The sequence below is a fragment of the Streptomyces sp. NPDC043738 genome (assembly GCF_056436545.1).
The window spans coordinates 190,850-216,881 of sequence record NZ_JBWKCJ010000012.1; the positions used below are offsets into that span (position 1 = coordinate 190,850).

The window sequence follows — 26,032 nt, forward strand, 5'->3', positions numbered from 1 at the left end:
CCTCCTCTTGGCATAGGCACGCCCAGGCCGCGACCCGCACACAGCGCTCGCGACACTCCGGCGTCCTCCTTCCGCCTCGACCGAGGAACCTTCCATGTCTGCGCCTGTTCAAGGGCGGCCCTCGTACGCCGCCGTACTGCGCCTTCCGTACGCCCGACGCACCTTCGGTGCCGCCCTGCTCGGGCGGCTCTCCTACGGGATGGTCGCCCTCTCCGTGATGCTGGCGGTGACCCGGGCCACCGGCTCGTACGCCGTCGCCGGCACGATCATGGCAGCTGTTCGGCGCCACCAGCGTCGCCCTGTCCCCGGTACGGGCCGCACTGGTCGACCGCCACGGGCCACGCCCCGCGCTCCTGCCGATGGCCCTGCTCTACGCGGGCCTCCTGAGCGCCCTCGCGGCGGCCTCCTGGCGGCCCGGCACCCCCGCCTTCCTCCTGGGCGCCCTCGCCGCCGCCGCGGGCGCCACGACGCCTCCGCTCGGCCCCTCGATGCGGGCCATCTGGCGCGAACTCACCGACTACCAGCCACTGTTGCAGCGCGCGTACAGCCTGGACGGCGTCGCGGAGGAGATGCTGTTCGTCTCCGGTCCGCTGCTGGTCGGCGCGCTGGTGCAGATCGCGCCCCCGGCGGCCGGGGTCGTCGTGAGCGCGCTGCTCGTCGGGGCCGGGACCTGCGCGTTCGTCATGTCGCCGGCCGTGCGGGACATACGGCCGACTGCCGTTGCCAAGGCGCCGGCACGCTCCAGGACACCGCTGCAAGGCGCGCGGGCGCTGCTGACACCGGTCGTGGTGGCGGCCGGGGTCGGGCTGTCCCTGGGCGCCATGGATCTGCTGGTCCTCGCCTTCGCGACGGCGCGGCATCACGGGGACGACGTGGTCGCCTGGGTGCTCGCGGCCCTCTCGGCGGGCAGCGCGGTCGGCGGGCTCCTGAACGGCGCCGTCAACTGGCGCACCGGGGCCCGGATACGGCTGCCGCTGCTGGCCGCCGGCCTCGGTCTCGCCCTGGCCGCCGCGGGGCTCGCACCGGACGTGGGGGCACTGACCGTGGCGGCGGCGGGTGCGGGATTCTTTGTGGCTCCGGCGCTCACCACGGCGTATCTGCTGGCCGACGAGGTGGCACCGCCGAGGCGCCGCACCCAGGCGGGCGCCTGGGTCAACACGGCGGTGAACGCGGGGATTTCGGGCGGCACGGCGGCGGCCGGTCTGCTGGCGGCACGGCTGCCGCTCGGGGCGTGCTTCGCGCTCACGGGCGGCGTGACACTGCTCGCGGCCCTGGCCTGCGCCGGGAGTGCCCAGCCGTGGCAGGATAGCCTCATGTTGATCCGAAAGGGCGATGCCGCGTAGGCGCCCCCAGGCCCTCCGCGCAGAGCGGTGGCGGCCACGATGGCAGTATCCGGTCCTGAAGGTGCCTGGTGTCTCCGCGCGGACTCGTGCAGCGATCCGCCGGGTCGAAGACCAGGAGATGTGGCCCAACGCGGTCGCTGATGCGCTCGCTTGTTTCGAGTGGGTTTTCCAGCAGCCTGGACGCTACCTGAACGCCTCCGAGGCCTATTCGCCTGTGAGAGAGGTGGAAGATGCCCGTGACGACCTGGAGCGGGCGATGCTGCACCTCCCTCCCGGAGCCAAAGGGGACCTGGGCCGGCTGATCACGCGCATCGACGAGGAATTCGAGCGCCGTACCCTGCCGGAGCCCAACTCCGTCGAGTTGGCGAGGTTGGGGAGTCAGCCGACGGCGACCCTCTGGCCTGCGGCGACTGACTCCGCTGCCAGGGGTGGCCGAGAGCGGCGCCCGATCAGTGCTCGGCAGCCGCACTGCCGAGCACCGCTGCAGGACCAGGCGCTTCCACCGGAGCAGACGTGCCCCCTGCCCCGACATGGCCGAAGTCACCCTGGCCCCAGGAGACTTCGCGGGACACCCGGATCACCGTCTGCGATCATTTGGCTTCGGTGCCCGAGGAAACCTCGACCGAAACCGCCGCCGAGTTGCCACCGACCCGCTTCACAAAGATCGAGACCGACGTCGAGGCCGCCTGGCCAGTCCCCGACGGGGCGTCCCGGCTCAGGTCACTGCCGACTCCGTGGCGAACGCCAAGGACGCGGCATGGCGTGAGCACACCCTGTGGCGCGCTTCCCACATGTGAGGTAGCCAATGCCGTCGACCGACACCACGACCCGATACGTCTACGACGCCTTCCTCTCCTACAGTCACGGGGCCGACACCAAGGCGGCCCCGGCCGTGCACAGAGCACTGAGCCGCCTGGCCAAGCCCTGGAACCGGCCGCGCGCCCTGCGGATCTTCCGCGACCAGGCATCCCTGGAAGCCGGTCCCGACCTGTGGGCCACCATCGAGACCAAGCTGAGCACGAGCCGCCACCTCATCCTGCTCGCCTCACCGCAGGCCGCCCGCTCCCCATGGGTGGGCCGCGAGATCGCCCACTGGAAACAGCACCGCGAGCCCGCCACCCTGCTCATCGTGCTCACCAGCGGCACGATCCACTGGGACCACACCACACGGGACTTCGACCGGACACGCACCACCGCCCTACCACCCCAGATGTTCGGATGGTTCACGGCCGAACCCCTGTGGGTCGACCTGACCTGGGCCCGCAGCGAGACCGAACTGTCCCTGGACCACGCCCGGTTCCGCCAGGACATCGGCACCCTGGCGGCCGCCCTGCACAAAGTGAGCAAGGACGAACTCGACAGCGAGGAGGCACGCCAGCACGCCAGAACGGTCGGCGTGCGGCGCACGCTGACCTGGAGCCTGGCCTTCTTCCTCATCGCCTCCCTCGTCTTCGGCGTCATGGCACAGGTGCGCGGCGACGAGGCCGAGCGTCAGCGCAAAGAGGCCGACGGGCAACGGCGGGTGGCCACGGTGCGCGCGCTGCTCGCCGAATCGGAGAACCGCCTGACAAGCGACCCGCGCACCGCCGTCCGCCTCGGCCTGACCGCGTACCGCGTACGCCCCAGCACCGAAACCCGCGCCGCCCTGGTCAACGCACTGCAACGCACGCCGTACGCGGGCGCATCACAGGGACCGGACGACGTCGGCCAGTTCGTCAGGCAACTCTCGGACGACGCCGGCGTCCTGGCCACCGCGGGCGAGGGCACGCTCAAGCTCTGGGACGTCTCACAGCCAGGCCGGCGCCGACTGCTGCACCGCCTCGCACCGCCGCGAGGGGACGTCGAAAACATCGCCTTCAGCCGAGACGGACGCACCCTCTTCGTGGCGGCCACCCAAGGCCACGCCCTGTGGGACATCACCACGCCCGGCAAGCCGCGGCCGCTACCGGGCCTGCCCGGCGCGACGGGCCTGGACGGCGGCGGATTCGGCGACGGCGACCGGACGCTGGCCACCGTGCACGAGGGCAGGGGCAGCAGCGGCCGGATGGACCTGTGGGACGTGGCAGCCCCGCGCCGGCCACGCCGTCTCGCCTCGGTGACCGGTCTCTACGACGCTGCGAAGGTCCAGATGAGCCCCGACGGCAAGACCGTCGTGACCGCCACCGGCAAGATCACTCTCGACGAGGCGGACACGGGGAAGATCACCATCGAGCACGGCAGCGGGATGACCGCGTGGGACACCTCCGACCCGGCCCGTCCGCGCCGCCTGGGACGCGACGCCCCCTGGGGAGGGGCCCTCGCCTTCAGCCCCGACAGCCGCACCCTGATCAGCAGCCACGCCAGGACCGCCTACGTCTGGCGCATCCGCCCCTCCCGCGCACCGCAACGCCTCAGCCAACTCCGCGGCCACCGGGGCGACGTGACCGCCGCCGCCTTCCGGCCCGACGGCAAGGCGGCGATCACGCTCGACGGGCAGGGCAGCGCGGTGCGCTGGGACCTGGCACGCCCCGACAAGCCGCACTCCCCGGGAAAGCTGCTCGACGCCGAGCTGCGCCGGGGCGAGGACGTCGCCTTCACACCTGACGGACGGCACATCCGAGAAGTCGACACCAACGATGTGGTCGCCAGCTGGCGCACGGACTTCGAGCCCGGTCCCCGGCAACGCGCCCAGGCGTCCGCGGACCCGGTGGCCGTGGCGGCCGTGGCGATCTCCCCGGACGGGCGGACGGCGGCGACCGCGGGCATGCACGCCCTGGTGCTGTGGGACCTCACCGACCACGACAAGCCCCGCCGACTCTCCGTCGTGCGCGGCTTCTCCGGGAACCCAAGGGACGTGGCGTTCTCGGCGGACGGCCGCTACCTGGCCGGTGGCGACGACGCAAGCCGGGTCATCCTGTGGGACGCATCGAACCGGCGCCACCCCCGCAAGACCGCCACCCTGCGCACCCGGGGCCCGGTGGCCTCGCTGGCCTTCAGCCCCCGTGCCCCACTCCTCGTCACGTCCGGAAACCAACCCCGGTTCACCGGCGGTATCGACGGCTGGGCGACGCTGTGGAACCTCAAGGGGGCACGGCCCGCGCAGACCCGCTCGTACACCCTCAACAGCTTCACCAACGCGAGCGTGGCATCGTTCAGTCCGGACGGCAGGCTGCTCGCGCTTCCGGGCGCGGGCAGCGGCCTGTTCGACATGAGCGATACGAACCGGCCCCGTCACCTCAAGTGGGACTCGGTGGCGGTGCTCCAGCAGGACACGGCGTTCAGTGCGAAACGCAGACTGCTGGCCGTCGGCGAAAGCGTCTACCAGGTCAACGGCACGTCCCTGTCCGAGCCCGCCATCGAGCTCCCCGATGCGCCCGACCGCGGTGGACGCGTGGCCTTTCACCCCGACGGCGACCTGCTGGCCAAGGCCGACGACCAGGGTACGGCCGTGCTGTGGGACATCGGTGATCTGCAACGGCCCCATGTCGCGGCCGAGTTGCCGCCGCTCGACGACAGCGTCGACGACGTGGCGTTCACCCCCGACGGCCGTACGCTGCTGACAGCCGGCGGCGACGGCATGCTGCGCCTGTGGGACCTGGGCCAGCTGCCCGCCGCCGCCCACGACCCCAAGCGCCTGGCCTGCCAGGTGGCCGCCGGCGGCCTGGACCGGACGCAGTGGCTACGGTACGTACCGGGGCTGGCGTACCAAGACCCGTGCCGCTGACGACTGACGACCTCGAGCACGGTGGGCTCCTGGTAGGCGGCGTCGAGCGTCGGCTTCGTCGAGCCGTAGTGAACGCACTTCTCGACGGACCCGGGAGCGCCTGCACTGCACTTCTCTTGCCGCTGGGGACTGGGGGCTGGGGGCTGGGGGCTGGGGGCTGGGGGCTGGGGGCGCCCACCGCCTCACGGTCCTCAGCGGCACGAGCACGGCCGGCCGCCAAACACCGATGAGGAACGCTCAACCTCCGCCGCGACAGGTCACCACACCCTCCCGCCTTCTGCCCACAGCAGCCCGATCCGAAATCCAACCGCAAACTCATAGGTAAATTCACGGGTAAGTTCGCGGTAGTGTCTGGGACGGAGGTGAAGCATGCCGACCGAAGACGAGCTGTTCGCGGCAGTGGACGCACTACTGGAGGGCGAGCCGGAGATGCCGCCCCCGGCAGAGCGGACGCGGCTGCGCGAAGCGGCCCGTGTCTCTCAGGCCCGGCTCGCGGAGGCGCTGCGGACATCGACGCAGACGGTGAAGAACTGGGAAGCCGGCCGCTCGGAACCGCGGCCGCCGCGCCGCCAGGCCTACCAACGGCTGCTGGACGGGTGGGCGCAGAAGTACCCCCAGCCCACCGACACCGACGCTGCGCAGCTGCCGGTGCCGCTCACCGCCACGCCCGCCCGCCCCGAGGTGCGAACACCGTCCCTCCCAGCGCCCGAGGCAGCGCCCGAGGCAGCGGCCGCGGCCGCCGAAGGGAACGCTGAGCCGAGCACCGCCCCGGCAGCCGCATCGCGCCCGGCGCGTGCCGGCCGGCCGTCGCCGACATCGCGGCGGCCGGCCGCGCGGAAGGCGGCGACGAAGCCGACCGGCCCGGCAGGCACCGACGCGCGGTTCGAGAACGGCCCGCTGGCGGTCGTCGACTGCGAGGACGGGCAGGTGTCGGCGTACTGCGTCGGCGGCCTGGTCCTGGACGTGCCCGCCAAGTCCCTGCCCGCGCTGGTCGACTGGACACTGACCGAGGCCAAGCTCGGCCAGACCCGCCTGCACCGCAACGGCCGCGACGCCGACCCCGTCCTGCTCCTCACCCCCGCCGCCCTGGAGCGCTACGGCCTGCCTGCCGAACTGTCGCAGGAGGAGCGGCGCGCCGGGCGGCTCAAGGACAGCCACAAGGCGGTCAAACAGCTCGGCAAGGCCGGCCTGCAGCTCACCCAGCGCGGGTTCGGGGCATGGACGCGCCTCTTCCGCGAGCCCGAGGGCTCCAGGCGCCGCTGCGTGCAGCTGTGCATCCCGGCCTGGGGCGCGCTGCCCGTCGACGAGTGGGACAACAACAACGACCCGCAACTGCCGACCATGCACGCAGCGGACCTGGCCCGGTTCCTCGGCACGTACGCGGACCGCGTGATGACGCCGCGCGGCACCACCGCGGTCACCGGCCTGGAGCTGATGACGGCGCTGCGCCCGCCGAACCGCGCGGAGAAGGACCCGGCCACCGGCGAGTTCAACAGGGCGTTCAACGACGACGCCCTGACCAAGCTGTACGACGTGGTGGAGTGCGAGGTCCCCGACGAGCACCCGATCCTCAAGGGCGTCCACGCCCGGCATCACCTGCGCACCCCGGCCGAGATGCTGATGGAGGAGCCGTACGACTGGTGCCGGCAGCTCACCGACGCCGAGTGCATGCAGCGCTACCTGGTCGCCATCGACGTCAACATGGCGTTCGCCGCGGCCGCCAACGGGCTCACCGTCGGTCTGAACGGGCCCACCCACCTCACCGGCAACCCGAAATTCGACCCGTCGCTGCCCGGCTCGTGGCTGGTCGACCTCACCCACGTCGACCTCTCCCACGTGCGGATCAACGGCCGCACCCTCGACGGCGACCGGCTCCCCTCACCCTTCACACCCAAGGGCAACCGGCCGCAGGGCCCGGCCTGGTACGCCACCCCGACCGTGGCCTACGCCCAGGAACTGGGCTTCGAGGTGGCACCGATCGAGGCGCACGTGCGCACGCAGACCGGCCGCTACCTCGACCCCTGGTACAAGCGACTGCGGGACGCCTACGTCGCCACGATGGCCGACCTCGGCGTCACCACCGACCTGGGCGGCCAGGAGTTCCTTCAGGCGATGGCCCGCTCCCAACAGGCGGACCCGACGACGGCCCTGGTACTCAAGGCGATCAAGGCCACCGCCAAGGGCGGCATCGGCAAGCTGCGCCAGCGCAACCGTGGTCAGGTGCCGTACTACGAGCCGTGGCCGGCGCTCTCGAGGGAGACCTGGCGCCCCGACATCCGGGCCGCCGTGCTGGCGACGGTCCGGGTCAGCATGCACCGCAAGATGATGAAGACCGCCGCCGCGGCCGACGTCTACCCGGTCGCGATCGGCACCGACGCACTGGTCTATCCCTCGCCCGGCCCCTCGCCGCTCGACTTCCTGCCACACACGGACGAGGGCAAGCCCGCGCCGGGCACGTTCCGGCTCGGCGTCTCACCGGGGATGGTCAAACACCAGGGCACGCAGACCGTGCTGTGGGCCGAGGAGCAGTTCGAGACCCAGGGCGGCGTCTTCAACGTCGCCAACCTGATCAAGAACGACATGAATGACATGAACGACATGACGGCCACAGGAGGCGAGTAGGCCATGGCGGACTCGGTCGCGGAAAGCCTGGACCGCGCGCTGGAGGGAGCGTTCACCCGCCCCATCCCCAAGAGCGCCCAGGCGCAAGTGAAGTACCTGGTCAAGCAGCTCAAGGGCACCAAGGCGGTCGCGGAGGCGCTCGGGGTCTCCCAGCGCACCGTGGAGCGGTACGTCGTCGGCACACTCAAGCGGCCCCGCAAGGACCTGCGTGCGCGCATAGAGCGTGAGGTCAAGCACCGCTGGCAGCCGCAGATCCGGGCGAAGGCCAAGAAGAAGGCGGCAACCACCGACGGCCTGGTCCTCTCCAGCCGAGCCCGGTTCGGATTCACCGCCGCCCCGGGCACGACCGACGACGCCCGCATCCGCGACATCACCCAGGCCCTACCGCCCCAGTGGGCCGACCGCCTGTTCACCGCCCGCGAGCAGGGCGCCACCGAACAGCAGCTCCAACGCATCGCGGCCGAGGGCCTCGCGCAGATGTACTTCCGCGCCAACGACACCCGCGCGGCCGGCCTGGGCGTGGAGTTCACCGACGTGGAGCACATCGACATCGAGCTGTAGCAGCCCCCCACACCCGTGAGGCCTGCCCCGCACACCCGTGAGGCCCGCCCCGCACCCCTGGCGCTGGTACAGGACCTCACCCGTACATCCGCGGGGACGGACTTCACGCACGCGTCGACGTGCCAACACCGCACGCCCGCCCCGGTCACGGCCGACGGCTGCCTCGCCCCGTTCGGCGAGCTGCCGCCCGACCCGCTTCACGTCCTCATACTCGCGTACAGCGCGAGCGGCCGCCCCGACCGCCACAGTTCCCACTGCGCGCCTGGGGCAACGGGCAGGCTGGTGCTGGTGCTGGTGCTGGTGCTGGTGCTGGTGCTGGTGCTGGTGCTGGTGCTGGTGCTGGCGGTGGTGTGGGGATGCGCCACTCCTTGGAGTCGTGGGGGAGGGCGAGCCGCGGTCGGGTGCGGCCGGTGGGGCGGCCGGTGGGTCGCAGTCGTGCGGCTCCCCGCCCGCGTGACGCGCTGGGCGCCGGCGCGGGCGGGGCCGCGGTAAGGCCGGGGGTTCAGGTCAGCGCTGGCTGGGGAGCGTCGGCCGGACGGCGCCGGTCTCGCCGGTCCGGTCGAATGCTCCGGGGCGGGAGAGGTCGTCGAGGAGTTCGTCGATGAGGTCCTGGGTGACGTGGGGCATGACGTAGATGTGGCTGTAGTCGTGGCGGCGGCCGTCGAGGTTGAGGGGCACGCAGGCCAGGGTGTACTTCTCGGTGATCTCGGCCCTGGGCTGCTGGAACCAGACGCTGAGTGCGTGGTCGCCGTGGCCGACCTCGATGCCGTCCTCGGCCCAGGGCTCGGCGCGATCCTTCAGCTGCAGACTGAGCCCGCGCAGGCGTTCGGCCGTGTATTCGGCGAGCCGCAGGACGTCGGCGGCCTGGCGGACCTGCTGCTCCTCGCTGAGTTGGGCGAGGTGGTTCCACATGGCCAGGGAGGCGAATCCGCTGCGGGAGCCGGCGAAGGTGCTGTCGGGGGAGGAGACGACGGCCGGGTCGGACGGCGGACGCAGCTTGGATCCGGCGCGCGACATGTAGATGCCGGTGGGGACGGGTGCTCCGGGGTACTTGTGGCCGCTGGTGACGATCGAGGACACCTCGGGGATCCGGAAGTCGAAGACCGGGGGCGCGGTGTCGATGAGGCCCGCGTTGCGGGCCTTCTCCAAGTAGGGGGCGTAGGCGCCGCCGAGGGCCCCGTCGACGTGGATCCAGTAGCCGTTGCGGATGCTGACCCGCTCGGGGTCGTCGGGGTCGAAGCGGACGGTGCGGTCGACCAGGCCGTGCCGCTCGAAGACGGGGCGCAGACGCTCGCAGGCGGTGGCGACGTCGTCGTAGGCGCCCTTGAAGACGCTGCCGATGTTGAAGTTCACCAGGACGGGGTGGCCCTTGGCGGCGAAGAAGTCGACGAGGGCGACCAGGGCATCGACATCAACGGTGCCGGGACCTTCGTCGCCGCCGGTGGTGGGGACACCGCCGAGCGGCCAGCCGTTGTAGGTCTGCATCTTGGTGCCGGCCACGTCGATGGGGCATTCACCGGGGTAGAGACTCCCGCCCAGGTCGTAGAAGGTCGGGATGTCCAGGACCCGCATGGCCTTGATGTGGGAGTAGTGGGTCTCCTGCGAGAAGAACGCCACCGGGGAGTAGGCGTTGGGGTTGTCGTCGGGGTGCTTGGCCCGAAGGTAGGTGGTACGGCAGCTGGAGTGGCCGGAGACCTCGTCGCGTACGAGGGCGTTGCCGTCAAGGTAGTCGCGGGCGTTCCACAGGGCGTAGAGGTTGCCCTCGGTGCTGCCCATGGACAGCACGTACCCCCACCCGTCCTGGTCCTGCGGGTTGGCCGGATCCTTGGGGAGCGGGACGTGCCACAGGCGGGCGTAGTGTTCCAGCACCGCGCGCTCCAGCCACCGTGAGTGGAGGCTGAAGTTGCTGTCGACGAACGGGTCCCCGACGTTGTTGATGTGATACCCCAGGAAACGTCCCAGCGCGGCGTGGCCGGCAAGCGACAGGTTGACCTGGTACCCCAGCAGACGCCCGCTCCGCTCGCCGAGGTGACCCTCCAGCTTCTCCAGAACCGCGGTCCGCTGCTCGTCGGTGTAGGCGTCGGTCCCCAGCCGGTAGTCGTCGTTGGCCGGCAGCGCCGCCAGGCCCGCATCGGAGTGTTCGACAGTCATTCCGTGTCCGATTCTGAGCGATTTCCCGAAACGGTGGAGTGGACGGTGCTGGTCTACCGGGTCCACCAGTCCCAGGAAATGCTCGGGATCAAAGGGATATGGAAGGGCGCGAGGAAAGCCGCCGGTCGATTCGTCAGCCGAAAGTCCGCCCGGCCGCAGGCTGCACGGACCTGCGGTGACGTCAGCGACTGGCGACGGATCGCCCCATCGGGCGTCTCGCGATAAACAGAATATGCACAAGCGGGAACTCGAATTACCAGATCTCCCACGTTTATCTGGCCATGGCCATTTCGGGTGAAACTGAAGAGGGGCCAACGCCGGACGGCTGTCTTTGTGTACCCGAGGGGGAGCCGCCTGGTGGGTGAGGGATCGCCGGCAGCCGCGGAAGCGAAGTCCCGGCGTGAGACCGCGTCCGCCGAAGCCGGCCGTACGGGCCGCCGCCGGTCGCCTTGCCCGGCTCCCACGAAGTCACCGCGACGCCCCGCGCGTAACCGTCTCCGGTCGACGGTCAGCCGAAAATGAGCTCGACGTCCTTGTCCAGGCAGAGCCGCATGACGGCGATCAGCTGGCGTACGTCGTCGCCGCGCCGTCGGAGAACGGGATCGCTTTCATCGTGTCGCCACTGGTCGATGATTGCCTCCAGGCGGGGCAGCATGGCAGCGATTGGGTCGGCGTGAGGTCGGGACCGTCGTCGTCCGGGTGATCGAGAAGCGGTGTCAGCGTGGTGGAGACGCTGCTCCACGGACGGTCTCCACCGAAGCCGTGCATCTCGGCGAGCGTGAACCCCTCGGCCTGCGCCAACCACGCCCTGAACGCGCCGAAGCCGCTGTAGGACCAGGAGATGTCCGGGCTGCTGACGTCGTCATCTCCGGGAAAGAGTACGAGCCCCATCCCGCTCTCCTCGCTCGCCAAGTGCCCAGGATCAGCCGCGGGGAGGAGCGCCGGCAACTGAAATGTCTGCCGCATGACTGGTCTGCTGCGGTTCGCCATGACTGGTCTGCTGCGGTCCGCCTCGTGCCGGCGGCGTTTCTGCCGGAGCAGCACGGCCATCGCCTCCAACCAAAGGCCGTTGCGCACGAAAGGCCTTTGCGCGTGCCGTCGTCCGGATGGTGGGGTGGCACGGTGACCAACCACGATGAGGCGGCGGCTGTCCGACCGTTGACACTGGCTTGGGTGAGCCGGCACCTGGAGGCCGGCGAACGGATCGTCAGAACCGAGGCGCTGCACGGCGGCATCACCGCCGAAATGCGGCGGCTGACCCTCGGCAGGCGGGACGGAGGCACCCGTGAGCTGGTGCTGCGGACCTTCGTCGACGTGGAGCACGCCGAGGACTGGCTGAACAGGGAGGCCGGCGCCCTGACCCTGCTCACGGGGACCGGCGTGCCGGCTCCCGGACTGGTCGCGGTTGATCCGACCGCCGCGCACTGCGAGTATCCATCGCTCCTGATGACACATCTGGCGGGCCGAACCGTCCTGGATGACGAGGGATTGCAGACGCGTGTCCCTGTGCTGGCCCGTCAACTCGTGGCGATCCACGCGTTGCGCCCCGCCGAGCGGCCCCGGGAGTATGTGGCGTTGACGACCGCCGACACCGTCGTGACTCCGAAGGGCGCCGACGCGGCGGCATGGGCCGCGGCGATCGACGTGATCCGCAGGCCCGCGCCGCCTTATGAAGGGCGGTTCCTGCACCGGGACTTCCACCCCGGCAACGTGCTGTTCGACGACGTGGTGTCCCCAAGCCCGGCAGGTGCCCGGATCACCGGCGTCGTCGACTGGGCGGCCACCTCCTGGGGCCCGGCGGACCTCGACGTCGCGCACTGCTCCACCAATCTCGCGCTGCTGCACGGCCCGGCGTGGGGCCTGCGGTTCGCCGAGGCGTACGAGGAGGCCGGCGGGGTGCTGGCCGCGGCCGCGAGCGAGCGGCTGTACTGGCAGGTGCGCGACGCGCTGGCATTCTCGGAAGAAGTGCAACTGGTGGCGAAGCCATGGCAGGAGGCAGGACGGACAGACCTGACGACGCGAGCCGTGGAGCAGCGGCTGGATGCCTACGTCACCGCCCTGATGGACGCGCTGGACTGAACCTTCGACGGCCGGCCGTGTGGCACGGCAATCGCGGGCCCGCCCAGTTCCCCTGAGCCCGGCGGGCTGTGCCGGTTGCAAGGCCGCGCCGTGCCCTCTGCTGCTGGGGCGTCAGATGGCGCGGCCGAGGTAGGCGTCGAGCCGGTCGCGGGCGGCCACGAGTCCCTCGGACCACTTGGCGAGACCCACCGAGACCCACCGAGACCCACCGAGATGCGCCGCATCGGCACGGGGACGAGGACGGGGACGGGACGGGGTGGGGCTACCCCTACCGCACTCGGGCATGCTGCCCGGATGGCCCGGTGGATCTTGAACGAGCAGGCTGAACACGTCCGGATCTCCGAGGGAAGGAACTCCCCGTGTCCAGTGTGAAGTCCCTGCGTCGCCGCGCGGCGCGCACCACTGTCGCCGGCGCTCTCGCCATCGCGGCGTGCGCCACCCTGATGACCAACAGCGCCGAAGCGATCGTCAACGGGACCGATTCCACTGAGCACTACTCGTTCATGGCAACGATCCCGGAGTCGGCTCCCAAGCACGGGCTGTACGACGGTACCTGCGGGGCGTCGCTGATCGATCCGCAGTGGGTGCTGACGGCGGCCCACTGCGTGCAGGGCGACGGCCTTGAGCTGGACGGCATCGTCCGGATCGGCAGCAGGCACCGGAAGACCGGGGGCACCGTCCGGGCCATCGAGCGGACCGTCGTCCACGCCGGCTACGTGAGCGGCGACGGGAAAGCCGCGAACAAGGCTGACATCGCACTGGTCCGCCTCGACCGCCCGGTCACCGACAAGCCCATCCGCATCGCGGAGCGGGCCGGGCGACCGGGCGCCCCGACCCGGATCCTGGGTTTCGGCACCACCGTCGACACCGAGCTGAAATTCGCCGAGCGGTTGCAGGAGCTCAACACACGCAGAGGTGCCGACGCCGAGTGCGCCCCCGGATACGCGGACCGGACCCGTTTGTGCACGATCAGCCGCGTACCCAAGGCCATGGCGTGCTTCGGGGACTCCGGCGGACCACAACTCCAAAAAGACAGGCACGGGCGATGGGAGCTCATCGGAGCCACCTCGGGCCCCGGAGCCCCGGGGGTCGCCTGCTCCGCCGGACCGGGCCTCTACAGCCACGTGCCCGCCTACGCGGACTGGATCCACAAGACCATCAAGCGCAACGCCTGATGCGGCGCCGGGGCCCTGACGAGCGCGATATCCCTCGGACCGAGCCCCGCCCTCCGCCACGCCGCCATCGCAGAACTCCTCGGCTCCGGCCGCACCACGGGGGAGATCAAGCTGTCCTGTCCGGGCTGATCGCCGACGTACAGCGCAAATGACCCAACAGGGCAACTCACCGGCGTGTGCGCGAGAGACCCCTGACGGGGGCGGGATGGGAAAAGGCCGCACGGACCCAGGCTTGTCTCACAACGCGCCCCACCCATGCGGCCCTCCTCGCGTCACTGAGCGAGCACCTCGGTGTTCTGGCAGGCGACCAGGAGCCATTGCCCGTCCTCCTTGGCCATCACGTAGAGCGGGGTGCCCGCGTTCCCGATCGGCTCCCCTTCCCGCGTCCGGTACTGCGCGTGCGCCTTGACCGCGGCGACGTCGGGGCGGATGAACAACACGTCCACCACCTCGTACGTGGCCGTCGAGTCCTTCATGGCGCCCGGCAGCACCTGGTGAGTGAAGGCCGAGATCTCATCGCGACCGGTGAGGCGCTTGCCATGGCCCGTCGTCCAGATCGCGTCGGGGCGGAACAGACCGACGAACTCCTCGGGCAACTCGTTCTGCTGGGAATGCTCAAGCTCGGCGATCACCTGCTTGATCGCTTCAATCTCGGCTTCCTGCGTCTGCTGATCGATGACTGTCGTCTCCATGCCGATCATCATGGAACCTCAACCGGACTTGAGATCAAGTCCCAACCCAGAGCACCGCGAGGACGAGTCCCAGCAACAGGTACACACTCAGATCGTGGGTTCTGAAACCAGCTCGGCGAGATGCGCCAGATCATGCGACGGAGCATGGGCGTCCCGCCAGAGACCCCCTATGAGTGGGGGAGGAGCGCCAGGCGTAGGTGCGCTCGACGTGCCACCGCTGAAGTGGCCTGGACCGGCGCCTTGGTCCCCTCGCGGGCCATCCGACCACGCAGCCCCCGTTCCTCGAGCAGGCCCGCTCCGGAGCGGTGTGCACGTCCTCCTCGGCGATGGTGCCGGTGAACGAGCCGTCGACGACAGGAGGATGACATCGCGGGTGCCTGCCGGGTTGCTTCGAAACCGTTGGACGCCCTTCGGGTGAGTCGGCGAGCATCCGCAGGTGACAGATGAAGCCGATCACTGGGGACCGTTCACGCGGAGCCCGAAACATGTCCGTTTCGTCGAGCTGTCCGGCGACGCGATGTCCGCTTTGCTCGATGGAGACCTGTCCCAAGCCGGCAAGATCGCGGGGGTTTCGCTGACCGAGTACTTCGTGACCGACCAAGCGCGGTGGCTGTGGCAGCTCCGGCTCGACCAGATGGCCACCGATCCCGGCCGTGCGCGGTGGATGGTGCGACAAGCGGTCGTCGGCGACAAAGGTCTCGTCGTCGGACACGCCGGGTTCCACGGACCGCCCGATGAGGTCGGCATGGTCGAGATCGGCTACTCCGTTGCTCCCACTTCCGTCGCCAGGGATACGCCCGATCCACACTGATCGAGTTGCTCCGCCGGGCAGCAGCGGAAACCGCAGTCATGACCGTGCGGGCGACGATCAGCCCCGACAACGTGGCGTCCCTGGCCACGATCTCGGGCTTCGGCTTCGTTGAGGTCGGAGAGCAGTGGGACGAGGAGGACGGTCTCGAACTCTCCTTCGAAGTTCCTGTCCATCGGGTTCCCCCCCCCGCTAGACGGGCGAGACGGTCCATGTAGCCGACCACTGAGACACCTCAACGCAGACAGCCAAGCTCCGTCCTTGAGCGAGGCCGGCCACCGTTCGGTCTCGCTGATCTCCGAGAACACCGCTCGTCGACGTCACCGGAGACAGTCGACGATCAACTGACCCGTGAATACCGAGGAGAAATAACGGCACTTCCATGTCCGTCCGTGGGAATACCGATCCAGCGGTCATCAGCGAGAACGACCACAGTCGGACGGTTAAGGATTGTTCCCGCTTTGCCCACTCAGGCGCGTTCCGGCCGCTTGGGCTGACTCCATTCTGGTGCCCAGATGCCGCTGTCAGGGCGGCCGGGATACGCGGCAGTGAGATAGCGACGTAGGGCGGCCAGGGAAGGGTGGGGGTTGCCGGTGCGCCAGATCAGCGAGTGGGGATAGAGCGGGGTCGGGTTTTCAAGGGGGATGCGGCGCAGATTGTGGCCGACGGGCCACACCAAGGGGGTCTGTTCGCTGACGAAGGTGGCCAGCGTCGTGGAGCCGGCGATGGTGTCGAGCAGGGGCTCGATACCAAAATCCGGGCCGACCGAGTCGATGATGATGCCGAAGGCGGCGGCGAGTTCGTCGTAGTAGGCGGCCCACTCGGTGCCGGGCAGGTTGCCGGGCATCCAGATCCGTCGTCCGGCGAGCTGGGCGGGAGTGAGCGCGCGGGCCTTCGCGAACTCGTGCCGCGGTCCGGTGAACAGGTGCAGCGGTTCATCGAAGACGGCAGTGGCCTCCACGCTGCGGGGAAGTTTCCGGCCCGGCAGGATCACGGCACGGAACGTCGCGTCGATCGTCCCGTCCCGGACCGCGCCGATGGCCGTCTCAGAGTCGAACAGCGTCACGACGTCCAACTCGATCTCGGGATGGGCACGATGGAAGCCGCGCAGCAGCCCCGCCAGGGAGAGCTGGCGACCGATCACGTCGACACGCAGTGCCCGATGGCCTGACCGCACGGACGCCACGGCGCGCTCAGCGCAGTGGAGGAAGGCTCGGGCATGAGGCAGGAACGCCTGCCCGTCGATGGTGAGCCGCGCTCCGCGGGCGTCACGGACGAAGAGCTGGACACCCAGCTCCTTCTCCAGCGCGGCAACGCGCTTGGACACGGCCTGCGGCGTAATCGACAGGCTGGCGGCGGCCTCCTGGAACTGCTCCGCATCCACGACGGCGACGAAGGTGCGCACGGCGATGACGTCCATGCAGCTCATCCTCTGCAGACAACCAAACGTTGATCCTGGCAGCCATATTCGTTGTTTGATCCCGGCGGACACCGAACGCTTTGATAACTCCGGTCAACCCCTAGTTGATCACTGTCGTATCCGACGGGTGTCATCCCGATCACGACCCGAGCGCTCCACGTGAGGAATCCGCATGCCCGATCAAGACCGTCTCTATGTCCGCACTCCCGAGTTCGCGCGGGTAGCCGAGCGAATCGAGTACGTGAACACGCTCACCTCGCGGCTCAACGTCCTGCCCTTCGACGACAAAGCCACACGCGCGGCCCTGTTGGCCGAAATCGTCGGCAAGCCGGTCCCCAGCTCCGTCACCGTCTATCCGCCCTTCTACACCCACCACGGGCTCGGCATCGACTTCGGCGAGCACGTCTTCGTCAACCAGGGCTGCACTTTCATGGACGAGGGCGGCATCCGCCTGGGCGACGGCGTCCTGATCGGCCCGAAGACCAACCTCATCTCCGCCGACCATCCCCTCCCGGCGTCCGAGCGACGCGAGTTCATCACGATGGCGCCCATCACGATCGAACCCAACGCCTGGCTCGGCGCCGCGGTCACGGTACTCCCCGGCGTCACGATCGGACGCGGCGCCGTGGTCGGCGCCGGAGCCGTCGTCACGAAGGACGTCCCCCCCAACACCCTGGTAACCGGATCGACCGCGTTCGCACGCAAACAATGGAACGACTGAGCCCAAGGCGTGCGAAACGGCACTCGATCGGTTCGCCGACGCGCTTCCCGGCGAACCAGCGGCGCTCGCCACCAGACCGCCCACCCAGACCGCCAACGTCCGCTCGATACGGCAGGCGGCGAAGCCGGGATTCATCGAGTGGAGCGGTTCGAGGCCTACGGCGCCGAGCAGTGGCCGGGGCGCACATCACGCGCCAGCTGATGCACGGCGCGGCGACGACGTGGACCGCGACGACGACCTGGACCGCGACGACGACGGCCTGGCGGCCGGTGCCGCCGCAGAACCACGGCCCGGTGAAGCAGACCTGACCGGCTGCCAGTCGCCCAGGCGATACCAGGGGCGCAGCCGCCCGAGAGATGGCCGGCCGGGAGCACGGCGGCCACGGTGACGTCGAGTCAGGTAGGGGCGATGTCAAGAGGTGTGATGGTCCCCACGGAAGTCAAGCATGTAGAAGACCTTGTCGAAGCGGCGGCCACCCATCGCGATGAAGCGGGGAAGACGCCCGTATTCGCGGAAGCCGAGGGAGCGGTACAAGCGCAGCGCCCCGGCATTGTCGGCGCGGGCCTCCAAAGTGAGCACCTCGATCCCCGCTTCCTGGGCATCGGCAACCAATGCGCTGGTCAGCGACCTACCAATGCCCCGGCCATGCGCCTCGGAAGCCACAGCGATCTTGTCGAGATCACCGTGCTGCCGATTGGTGGGGCGCGCATAGCGCAGCCAATAGCCCAGCCCGACCAGCCGCCGATCGAGGTAGGCGGCGCGCAGCGCGCCGTCCCCGACCCGCGCAGCACGGATGACGCGGTCCATGACCTCCCTCACCTCGTCCACCCCCGGCGGGTCCACCCAACCAAGCGGCGCCCCCGCGCGGACCAGGTCTGCCAGGCCCCGGTGAGCCTCCTCAGGGAAGCACGCCACCAGCTCCGGGTCGGCGGTCAACTGGGCGGCGTCGAAGAGAACAGGCCGGGAACTCGCGGTGCCCATCGAAGCAACATCCATGATCGGCAGCCTAGAGGCGCCCTCGACTCCCCGACAGCGCCGCAAGACGTAAAACCAGGGACGGGAGCGCGGCCCGCGACGGACCGCGCCCGCCCGAGGCATGCCGCGGGCAGCACGGATACCCGAATGCTTACCCCGGTCCCTGAACTGCGGTGATGGACCCTCGGCGAGGCAGGGGTAACCGGCCGCCGGGCGCGGCACCGCCGCGCATACACGCGCCCGGACGCCCACCCTCCAAGCACGATCAACATGCAGGCGTCTCCCACCGCCCAGCCGCTGCTCATCATCATCTTCCGCCAGCTCCTGAACCGCTCGCCGGAAAACCACTCGTGAGACACCACGAACCTTCCCGCCTCCCCTCCATGCGCCGTTACGTCCACCGCATACCGATGGCGGAGAGTTGTTCCGCGCGCTCCGGGAAGAGTTTCGCGGCTCGGGTACGTTGGTTGCTGATCCAGGCTCCGAGCCGGAATTCCCGCTGCTCTTGGTCTTCACCGCGGACTGCGCCCATAGTGAATGTCTCGACGTGCTTGCGGGTACTCGGAGGCGCCCCTCGCGTTCGTAGTACTGCCGGGCGGCAGCGAGGTTGGCGGCCCATTTGTCGGCCTGGCTCGTGCGCGGTTTCGGCTTCTCACCTTCGTCCGCGGGCTCGATCCCGAGAACCTGTTCGCACATCCACTGCTGCACAGCGGTAAGCCGGTCCCAGCCGAACCGGACCGACCTCACCCACCGCCCCAGATCCTCACCCTGGTGCACGACCATGTCCGGCTCGGTCGGCAGTGTGCCTCCGGCCTCCACATGGAACCGAACGAGGTGGAACGCACGCTGCCATTCCACCGGCCAGCTTGCTGAGTCTCACTTCGATGTCCGGTGAATGGCTCATCCTGATGTCCTGTGCCCTCTGCTGCTGTAGCCCTTTTCGCGTGCTCATTTGCCGGGTCTCGGCGGAATCAAGGACGGCAGCCGATGAGAAACTGATGTGATGTCAAGTGATTGATGCCGACCACCGATGCCGCGCGGGAGCCGCTGGAAACGTACGTGCGGGCCCGCCGGCCTGAGCGGGTGCCGGTCACGCTAGTCCACAACCGCAGCCGGCTGAGCGCCGCCTACACCGGCACACGGCTCACCACCGAGGCGGTCAGCGGGCACGATGATCCTTCCGGTGCCCCGACCGCGCTGATGCCTTATGGCACCCGCCCGGCCGACATTCCGGCACCCGTCGAGGGCGGTTCGACGGGCCTGGACGGCGGCGCACGGGAGCCGACCGAGACAGGGGAGTGGGCGGCGGCCCGGAGGGCTTCCCGCGCGGCCAGGACATCGCGCTGTTGGCCCAGTTCAGCGCAGCGACCACCGATCAGGCGCAGATGGCAGTGCTGCCCGTGCAGTTCAGCGCGCTGCGATTGCTGGCTCTGTCGGGCAAGACGGTGGTCGTCGACGAGGCCCATGCCCTGACCCCATACAGCCATCTGCAGTTGTTGCGGCTGCTGGGGTGGCTGGGGAGCATGCGGACGCCGGTGGTGCTGCTGTCAGCCACGATGCCTCCTCGACGAGCAGCGCCATGGTGGCCGCGTATCTGGCCGGCGGCGGGTATTTCGAGCTCGAGGCGCCGGACCTCTTCGAGCAGGTGCTGCACGAGTTGGGCCTGCACGTCGAGGTGCTCACCGATGCTCGGGCTGCGAGGTGGGCCCTGGCCTACTGGCTCGCCGGGCGCATGGTGGACGGTTCCCTCGACGCTGCGGCAGGCGCCTTCCGGATCTGGCGTGACGTGGTCTGGGACCTCGATTACCCTGACGCGCTGCAGCCGCTCGTCGTGTGCGCGCACAACCTCGACGACTGGGACGAAAGCTGGAACGTACCCGTCGAAAAGCTCAAGACCGATGCGGTCGAGGCAGCTGCACATTTCCTGACCCAGCAACCACCGGCCGAGCACCACTGACTCCCGGCGAGTTCCCTTCAGCTGACGCCGCCTCACCTTTCCTGACATGGAACTCTATGTATTCCGCGCCGCCGCCTGGCCGCCACCTTGGCCTGCGCGCTGCTGATGGCGTCCGAGGTCGTGCGCACTCCCGACACATCTGCAAAATCCAGCATCAGACGGAGACCCGGGTGACCCTGCAAAGGCCGCACCACCGCCCGCCCGCGTACCTGTGGCGGCCGAACGACGCGCTAGCCAGAGCGGCCGGGCAAGGAACGAAGGCTCACGGCACCCTGAAGAGAGGAACGGCCGACTTGATTCCGCCTTGAGGAACCATCTGCCCAGGTGAGAGCGTGTGATCACCTGATCATTGGTTACGGGGGCTGTTTTCGTATGGGTGTTGTGCTGCCTGGGTGGGCAGACGAGGTTCTCGACCTCATCGGGGTCTCCTGGCCCAACGTCGACGAGGACGACTACCGCGAGATGGCCACGGCCATGCGGGAGTTCGCCGACGACATCGACGAAGGCGCGAACGAGGCGCATCAGGCTGTCCAGGGCCTGGTGGGCTCGGCGGGCGGTTCACTGGCCGTGGAGGCGCTCAACGCCCACTGGAGCAAGATCAACGGCACGCATCTGAAGAACCTGGGTGAGTGCGGCCGTATGGCGGCCACCGCGCTGGACGGCGTCGCGATACTCATCGAGGGCGCCAAGATCGGTGCACTGGTCCAACTGGGCATCCTCGCTGCCGAGGTGATCGCCGCTCAGGCGGCAGCACCCTTCACCCTCGGACTGTCCGAAGTCGGCGCGCTGGCTGCTACCCAGGCCACTCGCGTGATCGTGAAGCGGCTGTTCAAGGAGGTCTGCCAGCAGGTCGCCGAACAGGTCATCAGCATCGCCCTGACCCCCGTCGAGGAAGCCCTGGGGGCGATGGTCGGTGACCTCGTAGTCCAACTCGGCGCCAATGCACTGGGCGTCCAGGACGGCGTAGACCTGAACCGGACGGCCAACGCAGGCAAGGAAGGCTTCAACCAGGGCCTGCAGAACGCCAAGGACACTGCGAAATCGGCTGCCGGAAACCCGATGGAACTCCTCAGCGCCGGCGGCAGTAGCGGTGGCGGGGAGGGGGCGGCGGAGCCGGCGCCGCAGGCGGATTCAACTTCGACCCGGACGAGCACGATCGTGCAGTAACCGGATTGCACAGCGCCGGCGGCACGTTCCGCAACAAGGCCGGCGGGAAGATCGGCCGGGCCAGGAGCCACCACGGCCGCACCCGCGGCAAGGACGCCATTGCGGATGCGGCGAACGCGATGCTCGACAAGGTCATCGACGGCATCGAGGACGGCGTGAAGAAGACCGCCAAACACCTCGACGACAACATGACCCGCGGCGTCAAACAGATGGCCAAGAACCATCACGACAACGATCGCGCGCTTTCTGATCACTTCGCCGGTCTCGGCAAGGGCGGCAAGTCCGGCCCGAAGGCCCCCCACACCTCCCTCAACTCCGCAGGCAAGGGCCCCGGCCGACCGGGCAAGGGGAATCCCTCCCTCGCGGGACCGAGCAAGAGCGGCCAGCCCTCGAACGGCAACATCGGCTGCCACACCGCCGGCGACCCGGTCGATGTGGTCTCCGGCCAGATGATCACCAACGCCCGAGACCTGGAACTCCCTGGCCTGCTGCCCCTGGTCCTACGCCGCGCCTATGCGTCCGGCTACACAGCAGGCCGCCTGCACGGTCCGGGCTGGTCCTCCACCATCGACCAGCGCATCGAGATCGACACCAAAGGCATCCACTACGCCGGCGACGACGCACAGCTCCTGCACTACCCGCTGCCCACCCACACCGGCGAACAAGTCCACCCCGAGACAGGTGCACGCTGGCCGCTCACCTGGGACCGGCACACCGACACCGTCCGCATCGAGGACCCCGACCGCGGCTGGACCCGCCACTTCGCCCTCTCGGGCACAGTGGCCGGCCTGGAGCACACCACCCGCGCGATCACCGAGATCACCGACCGCAACGGCCACAGCATCACCTTCGTCCGCAACGAGACGGGGACACCGACGGAGGTGCGTCACGGCGGCGGCTACCGGATCGCCATCGACACCATCCCCACCTCGGACGGCCTGCGCATCGAGGGCCTGCGGCTCCTCAACAGCACAGCAACCGGCCCCGGCATCACGATCGTCGGCTACGAGTACTACCCGGACGGCCGCCTGGCCGGGATCGTCAACTCCTCCGGCCTGCCCTACGAGTACGAATACGACGACGCAGACCGCATCACTGCCTGGACCGACCGCAACGGCCAGACCTACACCTACGTCTACGACGAAAACGGCCGGGTCACCCGCGGCATAGGGGAGAACGGGGAACTCTCCGCCCAGTTCCACTACGACCCCACCCGCCGAATAACCACCGTCACCGACAGCCTCGGCCACCCCACCGAATACCACTACGACGACCAGCACCGCGTCACCACCACCGTCGACCCGCTCGGCAACACCACCTACACCGGATACGACGCCCTGGGCCGCGTCGTCTCCCGTACCGACGAGATCAACCGAACCACCGGGTTCGACCTCAACCAGCACGGCGATCCGGTCCGCATCACCGACCCCGCCGGCGGCACTGTCGAACTCGACTACACCGAACTCCGCCAGGTCTCAGCCATCCGACAGGACGGCGAGCAGGTCGCCGCGTTCACCTACGACCGCAACGGCAACCTGCTCACCACCACCGACGCCACCGGCGCCCGCACGCACCGCCAGTACGACCCCCAGGGCCGCCTGACAACGGTCACCGACGCTCTCGGCCAGAGCCGGCACCTCGAAACCAACGCCGCAGGTCTGATCACCGCCGTCACCGATGCCCCGGGCAACACCGCCCGCCTCACCTACGACGCCTTCGGCCGCACCATCGCCTTCACCGACCCGCTCGGAGCCACCACCCGCCTCACGCGGCGCACCGAAGGCGAGATCACCCAACGCCACCACCCCGACGGCACCACCGAGACCTGGACCTACGACCCAGAAGGCAACGTCACCGAGCAGCGCGACCAAGCCGGAGCGCTCACCCGCTTCACCATCGGCCCCTTCGGCCGGCTGACGGGACGCACCCTTCCCGACGGCGAGGAACAGCACTTCACCTACGACACCGAGCAAAGGCTCCTCTCGGTCAGCACCAACGGCGCCACCTGGAACTACCGCTACGACGAAGCCGGACACCTCGTCGGCGAATCAGACTTCAACGGCAACAGCCTCACCTACCGCCTCGACGGCGCCGACCAACTCCTGGAAACCACCGACACAGCCGACCGCACCACCACCTTCGCCTACGACGTCCTCGGCCAGCTCGTCGAGCGCCGCAACCCCGACGGCTCGACAACCACCCTCAGCTACGACACACGCGGCCTCCTCAAGCAGATCGCGAGCCACGGCATCGCCCTGCACTACGACTACGACAAACTCGGCCGCGTCCTGACCGAAACCGTCAACGGACGCTCCACCACCTACACCTACGACCAGCTCGGCCGCCGCACCAGCCGCACCACCCCCACCGGCATCACCTCGAACTGGTCCTACGACGCCAACAACCAACCCACCCACCTCGCCGGCACCCTCGGCTCCCTGGCCTTCGCCTACGACCCCGCCGGACAGGAAACCACCCGCTTCCTCGGCAACGGCGCAGCCCTCACCCAGACCTGGGACGCCTGCCACCGCCTGAGCGCCCAGTCCCTCTGGGCCTTCGACCACACCGCGCAATCCGCCGACCAGGCCTACACCAGCATCCAGGAACGCACCTACGCCTACCGCACCGACGGCCTGCCCAGCACCGTCACCGACCGCCGCCGCGGCCGCCGCCAATTCGAGCTGACCCCCGCAGGCCGCATCACCCGCGTCACGGCCGACAACTGGACCGAAACCTACGCCTACGACGCCCTCGGCAATATCACACAGGCCCACGACACCCGCGAACCCGACGCCACGACCGCCGGCGAACGCGCCTACACCGGATCGCTGCTGCGCACCGCGGGACGCACCTCCTACGACTACGACGACCAGGGCCGCCTGGTGCGCATGCTGGTGCGCACCCTGTCCGGGAAACGCCGGGAGTGGCGCTACTGGTGGGGCCCAGAGGACCGGCTGGTCAGGGTCGACACCCCCAGCCGCGGCTCATGGGTCTACGACTACGACCCGCTGGGCCGTCGAATAGCCAAGCGCCGCCTGGCACAGCGCGACGGCCAGACCATCGCTGTCGAGACCGTCGCCTTCACCTGGGAAGGCGCAAAGCTGATTGAACAGTTCAGCACAGACGACGACGGAAACCGCCGCACGGTCACCTGGGACTGGGAACCCGGCTCGTGGAAGCCTCTTTCGCAAACCGAGCGCACATGGGCCGCGGACGCGGACCACGTCCACAGCGAGGTCGATGAGCGCTTCTTCGCCATCGTCACTGACCTCGCCGACACCCCCAGCGAACTGGTCACCGCAGACGGGCGCATCGTGTGGACCGCAGAGGAAGACCTATGGGGAGCGGGGCGCGGTGCCCAGCGGGCGTGTCCTCTGGGCAGGCCCGGGCAGTACCACGATGACGAGACGGGCCTCGAGTACAACCTCTACCGCTACTACGACCCGGCCACCGGCCGCTACCTGAGCACCGACCCTCTCGGCGTGCAGGCCGGACCCAACCCGCACGCCTACGTTCCCAACCCCCTGTACTGGATCGACCCCCTCGGTCTGGCCAAGCAGCCCTCGGGTATGGGTGGCTGGTACGGCAAGCTGCAGCCCGCCAACTGGACCGACGGAAGCGACAACACCCGCTACGAGATCAACCATCTCCCGGCCAAGGACTGCTACCTCAACCTCGGACTCCCCACCGACCTCAAGGAGTCCACCGGGCCCGCCATCCGCATGGAGTACGACGACCACCGCGACTTCATCAGCACCGGATCCGGCAAGATCAACGACAAGTGGCGAAGGGACCAAGAAGCCCTTATCAGGCAGGGCAAGTTCGATGAGGCAATGAAGAAGGACATCGACGAGATCCGAAGGAAGCACGGCACCAAGTACGACGCAGCCATCAAAGAGATGGTCGACTCCCTGCCGCACAACCGTAAGTTCCAAAAGTACCTGGCAGACAACGGCTGGAAGATCAGAACCTGCCTCCTACAATGACGACCATGGAAATCGAACTGGACCCGCCGAACGGCATCACAGGCTTCCCTCTGGGCATGCCTGCCGAAGCCGTCAAAGCGGCAGCCGCAGAACTGGGCGAGATCAAAGTCCGGGACGAGGACGCCCCGGACTTCTTCCACCCCATGCGGATCCTCACTCTGCACCCCCAGTTCGAGATCAACTTCGTCATGGAAGACGCCAAAACCCTCGAGTACGCCGAACTGTGGATCCCCCGCCCCGGCCCCGAGGAGATCACGGTCCGCTTCCGCGGCATCGACGTCTTCCGCACCCCGGCCCTCCAGCTGATCCGGCAGATCGAAGACATGGGCTTCACCTTCCTGCACGACGAGCCCAGCTACTGGGTTGTGCCCCGCCTCTCGCTCGGCTTCACCCGCACAGCCGGACACGAGGTACCGCTCGACACAGACGGCGAACCGCTCTACTTCCAGGCCGTCCTCACCGGACCGACCGACTACTACGACTACAAACTCGACAGAACCAGCTGAGCTCACACCTGCGAAACCCCGGGGCTACGGGCACCATCGATCACTCCTGCGCCGGTTGATCTGCACTCGAACGCGTCGAGCAGCTGTCGCAGCCCCTCCATGACGACGGTGACCGACGCGTCGTCCAGGCCGCGGTCCCGGTAGTGCGGCGCGTATCCGCCCGCCA

19 protein-coding genes and 1 pseudogene are annotated in these 26,032 nt (G+C 69.1%); 14 read left to right on the forward strand and 6 right to left on the reverse strand.

What is annotated here, in order from left to right; genetic code table 11:
• Nucleotides 1–94 precede the first annotated feature (94 nt).
• From AC0680_RS18390 to AC0680_RS18410, 5 genes and pseudogenes are all read left to right on the forward strand, one after another.
• Nucleotides 95–1,343: pseudogene (locus tag AC0680_RS18390) on the forward strand (MFS transporter).
• Between the two features lie 805 nt (nt 1,344–2,148).
• Nucleotides 2,149–5,046, forward strand: a complete 2,898-nt coding sequence (locus AC0680_RS18395; protein ID WP_478629690.1) for a TIR domain-containing protein — start codon at nt 2,149–2,151, stop codon at nt 5,044–5,046.
• 369 nt (nt 5,047–5,415) lie between these two features.
• Nucleotides 5,416–7,668 carry a telomere-associated protein Tap gene (gene tap / locus AC0680_RS18400; protein ID WP_478629693.1) on the forward strand — a complete coding sequence of 751 codons (2,253 nt, stop codon included), beginning with the start codon at nt 5,416–5,418 and terminating at the stop codon, nt 7,666–7,668.
• Between the two features lie 3 nt (nt 7,669–7,671).
• Nucleotides 7,672–8,229 carry a telomere-protecting terminal protein Tpg gene (tpg, locus tag AC0680_RS18405; RefSeq protein ID WP_478629696.1) on the forward strand — a complete coding sequence of 186 codons (558 nt, stop codon included), beginning with the start codon at nt 7,672–7,674 and terminating at the stop codon, nt 8,227–8,229.
• Between the two features lie 15 nt (nt 8,230–8,244).
• Nucleotides 8,245–8,721, forward strand: coding sequence for a hypothetical protein (locus AC0680_RS18410; protein WP_478629697.1), 477 nt, complete (start codon nt 8,245–8,247; stop codon nt 8,719–8,721).
• A 15-nt stretch (nt 8,722–8,736) separates the two neighbouring features.
• On the opposite strand, the gene AC0680_RS18415 is transcribed toward AC0680_RS18410, so the two are convergent.
• Complete coding sequence (locus AC0680_RS18415; protein ID WP_478629700.1) at nt 8,737–10,380, reverse strand: PLP-dependent aminotransferase family protein; 1,644 nt, start codon at nt 10,378–10,380, stop codon at nt 8,737–8,739.
• A 561-nt stretch (nt 10,381–10,941) separates the two neighbouring features.
• Nucleotides 10,942–11,271, reverse strand: a complete 330-nt coding sequence (locus AC0680_RS18420; protein ID WP_478629703.1) for a hypothetical protein — start codon at nt 11,269–11,271, stop codon at nt 10,942–10,944.
• A 231-nt stretch (nt 11,272–11,502) separates the two neighbouring features.
• Here AC0680_RS18420 and AC0680_RS18425 point away from each other — a divergent pair, with 231 nt between their 5' ends.
• Together AC0680_RS18425 and AC0680_RS18430 are read left to right on the forward strand one after the other, a co-directional pair.
• On the forward strand, nt 11,503–12,459 hold the full coding sequence (locus tag AC0680_RS18425; RefSeq protein ID WP_478629748.1) for a phosphotransferase family protein: 957 nt from the start codon (nt 11,503–11,505) through the stop codon (nt 12,457–12,459).
• 359 nt (nt 12,460–12,818) lie between these two features.
• Nucleotides 12,819–13,634, forward strand: coding sequence for a S1 family peptidase (locus tag AC0680_RS18430; RefSeq protein ID WP_478629706.1), 816 nt, complete (start codon nt 12,819–12,821; stop codon nt 13,632–13,634).
• 272 nt (nt 13,635–13,906) lie between these two features.
• On the opposite strand, the gene AC0680_RS18435 is transcribed toward AC0680_RS18430, so the two are convergent.
• Complete coding sequence (locus AC0680_RS18435) at nt 13,907–14,338, reverse strand: SgcJ/EcaC family oxidoreductase (RefSeq protein WP_478629708.1); 432 nt, start codon at nt 14,336–14,338, stop codon at nt 13,907–13,909.
• 424 nt (nt 14,339–14,762) lie between these two features.
• Between AC0680_RS18435 and AC0680_RS18440 the strand changes: the two genes are divergently transcribed.
• Nucleotides 14,763–15,137 (forward strand): GNAT family N-acetyltransferase, encoded by a 375-nt coding sequence (locus AC0680_RS18440; RefSeq protein ID WP_478629710.1) that lies wholly within the window; start codon nt 14,763–14,765, stop codon nt 15,135–15,137.
• A 466-nt stretch (nt 15,138–15,603) separates the two neighbouring features.
• Here AC0680_RS18440 and AC0680_RS18445 read toward each other — a convergent pair whose 3' ends face one another.
• Complete coding sequence (locus AC0680_RS18445; protein ID WP_478629712.1) at nt 15,604–16,554, reverse strand: LysR family transcriptional regulator; 951 nt, start codon at nt 16,552–16,554, stop codon at nt 15,604–15,606.
• Nucleotides 16,555–16,726: 172 nt separating this feature from the next.
• Between AC0680_RS18445 and AC0680_RS18450 the strand changes: the two genes are divergently transcribed.
• Entirely contained in the window at nt 16,727–17,275 is a 549-nt protein-coding gene (locus AC0680_RS18450; protein ID WP_478629715.1) for a DapH/DapD/GlmU-related protein, read from the forward strand.
• A gap of 170 nt (nt 17,276–17,445) precedes the next feature.
• Nucleotides 17,446–17,583: a hypothetical protein gene (locus AC0680_RS18455; RefSeq protein WP_478629717.1), complete on the forward strand. Its 138-nt coding sequence runs from the start codon at nt 17,446–17,448 to the stop codon at nt 17,581–17,583.
• Nucleotides 17,584–17,686: 103 nt separating this feature from the next.
• Here AC0680_RS18455 and AC0680_RS18460 read toward each other — a convergent pair whose 3' ends face one another.
• Together AC0680_RS18460 and AC0680_RS18465 are read right to left on the reverse strand one after the other, a co-directional pair.
• A complete protein-coding gene (locus tag AC0680_RS18460; protein WP_478629720.1) occupies nt 17,687–18,271 on the reverse strand; it encodes an N-acetyltransferase family protein in 585 nt (194 codons plus the stop codon).
• Between the two features lie 370 nt (nt 18,272–18,641).
• Nucleotides 18,642–18,869, reverse strand: coding sequence for a helicase associated domain-containing protein (locus tag AC0680_RS18465; RefSeq protein ID WP_478629723.1), 228 nt, complete (start codon nt 18,867–18,869; stop codon nt 18,642–18,644).
• A gap of 960 nt (nt 18,870–19,829) precedes the next feature.
• On the opposite strand from AC0680_RS18465, the gene AC0680_RS18470 reads away from it, so the two are divergent.
• From AC0680_RS18470 to AC0680_RS18485, 4 genes are all read left to right on the forward strand, one after another.
• Complete coding sequence (locus AC0680_RS18470) at nt 19,830–20,207, forward strand: hypothetical protein (RefSeq protein WP_478629725.1); 378 nt, start codon at nt 19,830–19,832, stop codon at nt 20,205–20,207.
• Between the two features lie 372 nt (nt 20,208–20,579).
• Complete coding sequence (locus AC0680_RS18475; RefSeq protein ID WP_478629726.1) at nt 20,580–21,374, forward strand: WXG100-like domain-containing protein; 795 nt, start codon at nt 20,580–20,582, stop codon at nt 21,372–21,374.
• 5 nt (nt 21,375–21,379) lie between these two features.
• Nucleotides 21,380–25,360: a DUF6531 domain-containing protein gene (locus AC0680_RS18480; RefSeq protein ID WP_478629729.1), complete on the forward strand. Its 3,981-nt coding sequence runs from the start codon at nt 21,380–21,382 to the stop codon at nt 25,358–25,360.
• A 5-nt stretch (nt 25,361–25,365) separates the two neighbouring features.
• Complete coding sequence (locus tag AC0680_RS18485; protein WP_208679257.1) at nt 25,366–25,866, forward strand: hypothetical protein; 501 nt, start codon at nt 25,366–25,368, stop codon at nt 25,864–25,866.
• The last annotated feature ends 166 nt before the right edge of the window (nt 25,867–26,032 follow it).